Source organism: Mesorhizobium sp. P5_C1 (genome assembly GCF_054049815.1).
Genome location: NZ_JBFULQ010000226.1, coordinates 1 through 8,602, shown reverse-complemented (window position 1 = coordinate 8,602; position 8,602 = coordinate 1). Strand labels below are relative to the sequence as shown.

Annotated in this window: 4 protein-coding genes; all 4 read right to left on the bottom strand. The window is 65.6% G+C overall.

Features of this window, described 5'->3' with window-relative positions; all coding sequences use genetic code 11:
* Positions 1–665 (bottom strand): tetratricopeptide repeat protein (locus tag ACXJ7R_RS18210; RefSeq protein ID WP_457153052.1); only part of this gene is annotated, 665 nt, incomplete at its 3' end.
* A gap of 47 nt (positions 666–712) precedes the next feature.
* A complete protein-coding gene (locus ACXJ7R_RS18205; RefSeq protein WP_457153051.1) occupies positions 713–2,125 on the bottom strand; it encodes an HlyD family type I secretion periplasmic adaptor subunit in 1,413 nt (470 codons plus the stop codon).
* A 21-nt stretch (positions 2,126–2,146) separates the two neighbouring features.
* Positions 2,147–4,453 carry a peptidase domain-containing ABC transporter gene (locus ACXJ7R_RS18200; protein WP_457153050.1) on the bottom strand — a complete coding sequence of 769 codons (2,307 nt, stop codon included), beginning with the start codon at positions 4,451–4,453 and terminating at the stop codon, positions 2,147–2,149.
* Between the two features lie 215 nt (positions 4,454–4,668).
* Positions 4,669–8,602, bottom strand: a 3,934-nt coding sequence (locus tag ACXJ7R_RS18195; RefSeq protein WP_457153049.1) for a beta strand repeat-containing protein, incomplete at its 5' end; no start/stop codon positions are given.

Genomic DNA, 8,602 nt, shown 5'->3' with positions numbered 1-8,602 from the left:
CGCCCATGCTCGGTCAGCACTCCAAGAAGGTAGATTGCGGTGGGCAGGCCGGCGTCGGCAGCGCGTCGAACCTCGGCGGCAATCTTGTCCGCTTGCCCAGGTTGCCTGCGCCGGGCGAGGGAAAGAGCAAGGCCCAGGCATCCCTCGGGGCAGCCGGCGGCCGCGGACTTCTCATACCAGCCATGCGCCGCATCGAGGTCGCGCATCGCTTCGGGGCCTCTGCTGAGGATATAGCCGAGGATTGCCTGCCCGGTCGCGGAGCCGGCTTCGGCTGCTTTTTTCGCGAGACCGAGCGCCGGCGCGAATTCCGGCTGCCGCGAGGAATCCCGTTCGAACAGGCTTTCCGATCCGATGCGATTGCCGTCGGGCTCCTGTGTCGCCAGTCCAGCCACGTAAAGCGCGGCGAGAAGTGACTGCGCATCGGGGCTGCCGTGATCGGCCGCTCGCCGCAGCCAGCGCGCGCCTTCCGACCGGCTCGGCGGCACACCCAAACCTTCGAGATAGCAACGAGCGACCCGGTATTCGGCCTCGGTGATGCCGGCGCGTGCGGCAATTGCCATCAGCGGAAAGGCTTCTGAAGGCTTGCCGCTGTCAGAAAGCTTTATCGCCCGGCGCAACACCAGCGCCGGCGGGGCAAGGGCAGTCAGCCGGTCAAGGATTGCCATCGATGCGAGAACTCATACCTCCGTTTGTCGCGGCACGGCACCCAAGCCTATGGCTCCCGCATCGCTTCCTGGCCTACGGGGAGCATGGCGCCGAGAATGTACTTGAGGACGGTGCGACGGCCGACCTTGACGTCAGCGGTCACCGGCATGCCGGGGCTGATCGTGAAACTGGCGGGCACGCCATGGAGGGCGACCTGGTCGATGGAAATCTGCGTGCGATAGAACAGGTCAGTGTCCGATGGCAGCATGGCCAACGAGCTGTTCGGGTCGCGCGCTTGTTCGCGAGCCGAGAAGGAATCCGGGCTGACCGCGCGCACAGTGCCATGAGCCAGGCCATATTGCGAATAAGGAAAGGTGTCGAACTTGATGGCCACGGGATCGCCGACGTGGACGAACCCACTGGTGCGACCGACAATGTTCGTCTCGATCTCCAGCACCGCGTCGTCCGGCACCAGCGTGATCAATCGGTCGCCGGACTGCAGGATCGAGCCGACGGAGACCTTGGCTACCGACTGGACGATGGCATCCGCCTCGCTCTTCAGCTCGACCAGCTGTTTGCGCAGCTTTGCCTTGTTGAGAAGCTCGCGGGCGTCCGACATGCGCGATCCCGCCTCAGACAGGCCCTGCGAGACTTCGGCGCGCCAGCTCTGGATGTAGCCATCGCGGTCGGCGGACACCGTCGCCTGCTGTCGCTTGGCGGCTTCCGATGTCTGCAAGGCGTTGCCGAGCGCCCGGGACATTTCCGCCGAGTTGTCCTCGGCCATAAGCGTGTTGAGGCGGCTCCCCACCTGTCTTGCTTCCAGTTGCTTGCGCATCTGCTCGATCGAGGCCGCGACGGCCAGCCGCTGGCGGTAGCCGTCAGCATCGGACTGGGAACGCGAGATCACGGAACTGAGTTCATCGTTCTGCCGGTCGAAACTGGCCAGCTTGGCGTCGTAGACGGCTTTGCGGCGATCATAGATCGACGCCTGCAAGGTCCAGCTCGGGTCCAGGCCGTCATAGTTGAAGGGCTTGCCGTCGGCCTCCGCCTTCAACCGCGCCACTTCGGCCTCAAGCGTCGAAACCTGTGTCGCCAGCGCGGTGAGGTCAGCCGAGGCGAAGGTCGCATCGAGGCGCGCAAGCGTTTGACCGGCTCGCACGCGCTGTCCTTCGCGTACCTCGATCGAGCGCACGATCGCCGTCTCAAGCGGCTGCACCACGATGTTTGGCGATTGCGAGACCACGAGCCCTCTGGTGGTGACGACCTGATCGACCGGTATGATCCCTGCAAGTGTTATCAGGGCGATGACCATGCTCAAGATGATGTAGACGATGCTGCGCGCCATCCGCGGAACAGGCGCATTGGCGATAGCCGTCGACGGCCACTGGAATTCCAGGATGGCGGGCATCGTCGGATCGCTCGGTTCTGTCCGGCGCCGGCGGGCGGGAAGGCTGGATTGGGTGATGCTGATGCTGCTCATGGGGCGCCCCGAAGCCGATGCTCAAACAAGTCGCGGCGGCACGGCGGCCAGACGACCGTGACGGCTGTCGAGATGTCGGTTCTGCTGCAACCAAAGCTGGCGGTAGAGCGCGCATCGTTCCAGCAGGGTCGCGTGCGGCGCGACATCGAGGACCTTGCCCTGATCCATGACCAGGATCTGGTCGCACTCGGTCAGCGAGGCAAGCCGGTGCGAGACAATAATCATCGTGCGGCCCCTGGCGATGCGCATGAGATTGGCGCTGACCACCGCCTCGCTCTCCGGGTCAAGCGCGCTGGTCGCCTCGTCGAGGATCAGGACGGTCGGATTGTGGATGAGCGCGCGCGCGATCGCCAGCCGCTGCTTTTGACCGCCCGACAGGTTGGGCGACCCTTCCTCGATATAGGTGTCATAGCCGTTCGGCATGCGTTCGATGAATTCTTCGGCGCCGGCAAGGTGGGCGGCTCGCATGGCATCCGAAAGGGTCAGGCCGGGGCGCCCGGCGATGATGTTGTCGCGAATCGACCCGCGGAACAGGAAATTGTCCTGGAGGACCACGCCGAGCCCCTGGCGAAGGTGACGCAGGTTGATTTCCTTGAGGTCGACGCCATCCAGCTTGAGAAAACCGCTGTAATCGCGATTGATCCCTTGCAGCAGCCGCGCAACCGTCGATTTTCCCGAACCGCTGCGCCCGACGATGCCGAACATCGTCCCTGCCGGAATGTCGAAGCTGACCCGGTCGAGCGCCGGCGTCTTGGTGCCGAGGTAGGAGAAGGTCAGGTCACGGAAACTGATCTCGCCAACGAGCTTCGGCCTTAGGCCGGTCGAATTCGAACTGCTTTCCAGGGGTCGGTTGAGGACGGATCCTGCTTCGCCGATTGCCGCCCCTACCTCCTCGAAGTCCTCGACCAGTCGAGCAAGACCAACGAGAGGCTGCGCGACGCGTTGGGCGATCATCATGAATGCGAACAGGCTGCCGATCATGTAGCCAGAGGTGTCGCTCATCGCGAGATAAGCGCCGATCAACATGGTTCCGAGGACCATCACACGCTCGATTGGTGTGACAAGCGTCTGCGGCCAGTTGGCAAGCTGCCCGAAGGCAAGGCGGGCCCTGCCCGCGTCCGCCACCCGCTCATCCCAAAGCGCCTTGCGTTGCGGCTCCAGACCGAGCGCCTTCACCGTCTTGATGCCGACAACGGTTTCGCCGAGCGCCGCCGACTTCCAGGTCTCCGCTTCGACCACCTGCTGGTAGCTGCGGCGCAGTGGCGCGAGAAAGGCGAAGATGATCAGCATGATCACGCCCGCGCAGGCAAGCACGATCCAGCCCAGCGTGGCGTTGATGTAGAACATCACCGGGATCAGCACGCAGAGCGTGATCAGATCGAGGAACGTGCTGAGGAGTTTTCCGGTCAGGAACTCGCGGATGCGATAGATCTGCGCGAGGTGGTACATCGTCTGGCCGGCCGGATGACGCTCGAAATAGTCGAGCGGCAGACGCAGGAGCCTGCTGAAGACGTGCAAGTTCAGTTTGGTGTCCAGCCGGGCGCCGACGACGTTGATGATCAGCCTTCGGGCGTGGCCGAGGAGCGTCTCGTAAACGAACAGGACGGCGATTATGGCCGACAGCAGCACGAGGGTCGAAACGCTGTTGAACTGCAGCACCTTGTTGACCAACGTCATGACGATGATCGGCGGCAGAACGGTAAGGATGCTGAGCGTGAACGAGGCGATACCGATGTCACGCATGGAACGGCCTTCTAACCGTACCAGGTCGATCAACCAGCGCAGCGTGAAAGGCGCATCGGCCGCGATGTAGGATCGCGCCGGACGCAACAACACCGCCTCACCCGTCCACACCTGCGACAGCCGCAATTCGTCGATGGCGATGGCTTCGTCATCGTCGGGCGCGCCCGCGCTCTTGAGGAAGACGACCTTCCGCTCCGGGCTGGCCCCGGTGAGCAGACCCGCGCCACCGTCATTGAACAGCAGGACGACCGGCCCCGTGTGCTCGAAGCGCAGGAGATGCGACCAGCGGATGCGAAGCGCGCGCGACCACATGCCGCCGTTCTGGGCCCATTGCGAGAGGTCAGCCGCGTTCGGGACCGCGCTTGGGACCGCCGCCCTGAACTCGTTGGGGTCGAGTTCGACGCCATGATAGCGCGCGACCCGCAGCATCGCCTTGAGGCGCGGCTGGATCCGGTCGAACTCGGCGGGTCCGCCTGGAATCCTGGCCGCGTTTTCGCCGTCCGCCCTGCCCGTCGCGACTTCGGCTTCGGTGCCGGCACGGATCGGGACCGGCTGGTTTTCGGCATTCACAGGGACGTTCACCATGGACTTCTCATCCGGTACGCAGGGCGAGGTTCAACAATGCCCGGGCCGAGGCGTTTCAGCCTCGGTTTCCCGCAATGCCCCACTGTACTCCGAACTGATCGGCCGCGCGACTCTCATGCCACTCCTTGTCTTGAGATGATGAACGCGCGAATCCGCTCTCCCGCGTAATCCGCGCGCACGTTTTTCTGTCGGTCGTCTCTCTTCAAGGTTCTTGCTCACTCGTGCGGCTTCAAGAGGTCCTTCAGGGTCTTGGCGGTGTGGTCGTTGCTGGCGAAGCCGGCGCCATGCTTKGTCTGGTCCGAGSTGAGATCCGWGCTCGCCCCCGACGGCTTGTTSTGGTTCTGGCCAAATCCGCTMATCGTCTTGAGGACATTGAGCAGGTCTGTCGWCACSGATGTRGACGCCAGGCCGATCAGGTTGCGGAACGACGCATGGCTGYCGTGATCACTGTTGCCATGTGTCGAGCCCGACTGCAGGAATTTCGCAGCGTCCTTGAGCCCGAGCGACTCGAACGTGACCTTGCCGGCGTGACCGTTACCCGGCTTGCCATCGTGGTCATGCTTGTTGTGTCCGTTCCCTGAATTGCTGCTGTTCTTGTGGTCGTTGTCGTGGCCGTGGCCATTGCCATTGCCATTGTTGCCGTTGCCGTTGTTGCCATGATGGCCATGGTGACCATGCTGGTCATACTTGTCATGGTCACCGCCCCAACCGGTCGCACCAGTCGGACCAGGCGCACCTGTGGAACCGGTGGAGCCCGCCGCTCCGGTCGAGCCGGTTGCACCGGTATGGCCGGTCGCACCCGTCGAACCCGTGGCGCCTGGATCTCCCGTTGCTCCAGTCGCGCCGGTTGCCCCGGTCGAGCCGGTTGCCCCAGTAGAGCCAGTCGCACCGGTCGAGCCTGTCGAGCCGGTATGGCCGGTCGCGCCCGTCGAACCAGTGGCGCCGGTCGAGCCGGTTGCTCCGGTCGAGCCGGTATGACCAGTCGCACCCGTCGAACCCGTGGCGCCGGTCGAGCCGGTTGCACCGGTTGCCCCGGTAGAGCCAGTCGCACCGGTAGAGCCTGTCGAGCCGGTATGGCCGGTCGCACCCGTCGAACCCGTTGCTCCAGTCGAGCCGGTTGCACCGGTATGACCAGTCGCACCAGTCGAACCCGTGGCGCCGGTCGAACCAGTATGACCCGTTGCCCCGGTAGAGCCGGTATGACCAGTCGCACCCGTCGAACCCGTGGCTCCGGTCGAGCCGGTTGCACCGGTCGAGCCGGTATGACCAGTCGCACCAGTGGTACCAGTATGACCCGTTGCTCCGGTTGCCCCGGTAGAGCCAGTCGCACCGGTAGAGCCTGTCGAGCCGGTATGGCCGGTCGCACCCGTCGAACCCGTTGCTCCGGTAGAGCCGGTTGCTCCGGTAGAGCCAGTATGACCAGTCGCACCAGTCGAACCAGTGGCGCCGGTCGAACCAGTATGACCCGTTGCTCCGGTTGCCCCGGTAGCGCCAGTCGCACCGGTCGAGCCTGTCGAGCCGGTATGGCCGGTCGCGCCCGTCGAACCCGTTGCTCCGGTCGAGCCGGTTGCACCAGTAGAGCCGGTTGCTCCGGTAGAGCCGGTATGACCAGTCGCACCAGTCGAACCAGTGGCGCCGGTCGAACCAGTATGACCCGTTGCTCCGGTTGCCCCGGTAGAGCCGGTATGCCCAGTCGCACCAGTCGAACCGGTGGCGCCAGTGGAACCAGTATGACCCGTTGCTCCGGTTGCCCCGGTAGAGCCCGTCGCGCCGGTAGAGCCTGTCGAGCCGGTATGGCCGGTCGCACCAGTGGCGCCGGTCGAACCAGTATGACCCGTTGCTCCGGTTGCCCCGGTAGAGCCTGTCGAGCCGGTATGACCAGTCGCACCAGTCGCACCCGTGACGCCGGTCGAACCAGTATGACCCGTTGCTCCGGTTGCCCCGGTAGAGCCAGTCGCACCGGTAGAGCCTGTCGAGCCGGTATGGCCGGTCGCGCCCGTCGAACCCGTTGCTCCGGTCGAGCCGGTTGCTCCGGTCGAACCCGTAGCACCTGTGGCTCCAGTTGCCCCGGTCGAACCTGTTGCGCCAGTCGAACCCGTGGCACCGGTAGAGCCAGTTGCTCCAGTCGAGCCCGTCGCTCCGGTATCGCCAGTCGCACCTGTGGCACCAGTCGAACCCGTGGCGCCTGTGGAGCCAGTAGCTCCAGTCGAGCCGGTTGCTCCGGTATCACCAGTTGCGCCGGTGGAACCCGTAGCACCTGTGGCTCCGGTTGCACCGGTCGAGCCAGTAGCTCCGGTATCGCCGGTTGCGCCAGTCGCACCTGTGGCGCCGGTATCGCCGGTCGCACCTGTAGCTCCCGTTGCGCCGGTATCGCCGGTTGAACCCGTGGCGCCTGTAGAGCCAGTCGCTCCAGTCGAGCCGGTTGCTCCGGTATCGCCAGTTGCGCCTGTGGCACCCGTAGCACCTGTGGCTCCAGTTGCCCCGGTCGAACCCGTGGCACCCGTATCGCCGGTCGAACCGGTCGCTCCGGTATCGCCCGTGGCACCCGTCGAGCCTGTCGCTCCGGTCGAGCCGGTTGCTCCAGTCGAGCCGGTTGAGCCCGTCGCTCCGGTCGAACCGGTGTCGCCAGTCGAGCCGGTCGAACCCGTTGCACCAGTGTCGCCAGTCGCACCCGTCGAGCCAGTTGCGCCGGTCGAACCAGTCGAGCCAGTCGCACCAGTCGAGCCGGTGGCTCCGGTCGAACCGGTCGAGCCAGTCGCACCAGTCGAGCCCGTCGCTCCGGTCGAGCCGGTATCACCAGTTGCACCTGTCGAGCCGGTTGCTCCAGTCGAGCCGGTCGAGCCAGTCGCTCCGGTCGAACCGGTGGCGCCAGTCGAGCCGGTATCGCCAGTTGCACCTGTCGAGCCAGTCGCACCAGTTGCTCCGGTCGAGCCAGTCGAGCCAGTCGCACCAGTCGAGCCGGTGGCTCCGGTCGAGCCAGTTGCGCCGGTCGCGCCCGTCGAACCCGTGGCGCCCGTCGAACCGGTATGACCCGTTGCTCCAGTCGAGCCGGTTGAGCCGGTAGAGCCGGTATGACCAGTCGCACCAGTCGAACCCGTCGCGCCGGTATGGCCGGTGGCGCCCGTCGAACCCGTGGCGCCGGTCGCACCGGTATGACCCGTTGCTCCAGTCGAGCCCGTCGCGCCGGTATGGCCGGTCGCGCCCGTCGAACCCGTAGCGCCAGTATGACCCGTTGCACCCGTGGCGCCTGTAGAGCCAGTTGCACCGGTCGAGCCCGCAGCGCCGGTAGGGCCGGTCGCACCAGTCGAACCCGTAGCGCCTGGATCTCCCGTCGCGCCGGTGGCTCCAGTGGCTCCGGTATCACCCGTTGCTCCCGTCGCGCCGGTTGAACCCGTGGCGCCTGTAGAGCCAGTGGCTCCAGTCGCTCCGGTCGAGCCTGTGGCTCCGGTTGCACCGGTCGAACCAGTCGCCCCGGTATCGCCGGTTGCACCGGTCGAGCCAGTAGCCCCGGTATCGCCGGTCGCACCTGTGGCGCCGGTTGCTCCAGTCGAACCTGTGGCTCCAGTATCGCCAGTGGCGCCTGTCGAGCCGGTTGCTCCAGTCGAACCTGTGGCTCCGGTATCGCCAGTGGTGCCAGTCGAGCCAGTTGCTCCCGTCGAGCCGGTATCGCCAGTGGAGCCCGTATCGCCGGTCGCACCTGTGGCTCCGGTTGCCCCAGTCGAACCAGTGGCACCGGTAGAGCCCGTCGCTCCAGTATCGCCCGTCGCTCCGGTCGAACCCGTAGAGCCCGTCGCGCCGGTATCACCAGTTGCGCCGGTGGAACCCGTAGCACCTRTGGCTCCGGTTGCACCGGTCGAGCCAGTAGCTCCGGTATCGCCGGTCGCGCCTGTGGCGCCGGTTGCTCCAGTCGAACCTGTGGCTCCAGTATCGCCAGTGGCGCCTGTCGAGCCGGTTGCYCCAGTCGAACCWGTGGCWCCGGTATCGCCAGTGGCGCCAGTCGAGCCAGTTGCTCCCGTCGAGCCGGTATCGCCAGTGGAGCCCGTATCGCCGGTCGCACCTGTGGCTCCGGTTGCCCCAGTCGAACCAGTGGCACCGGTAGAGCCCGTCGCTCCAGTATCGCCCGTCGCTCCGGTCGAACCCGTAGAGCCC

Coding starts and splice junctions, on each gene's coding strand:
- ACXJ7R_RS18200 (WP_457153050.1), bottom strand. CDS start 4,453: ATGGTGAACGTCCCTGTGAATGCCGAAAACCAGCCGGTCCCGATCCGT.
- ACXJ7R_RS18205 (WP_457153051.1), bottom strand. CDS start 2,125: ATGAGCAGCATCAGCATCACCCAATCCAGCCTTCCCGCCCGCCGGCGC.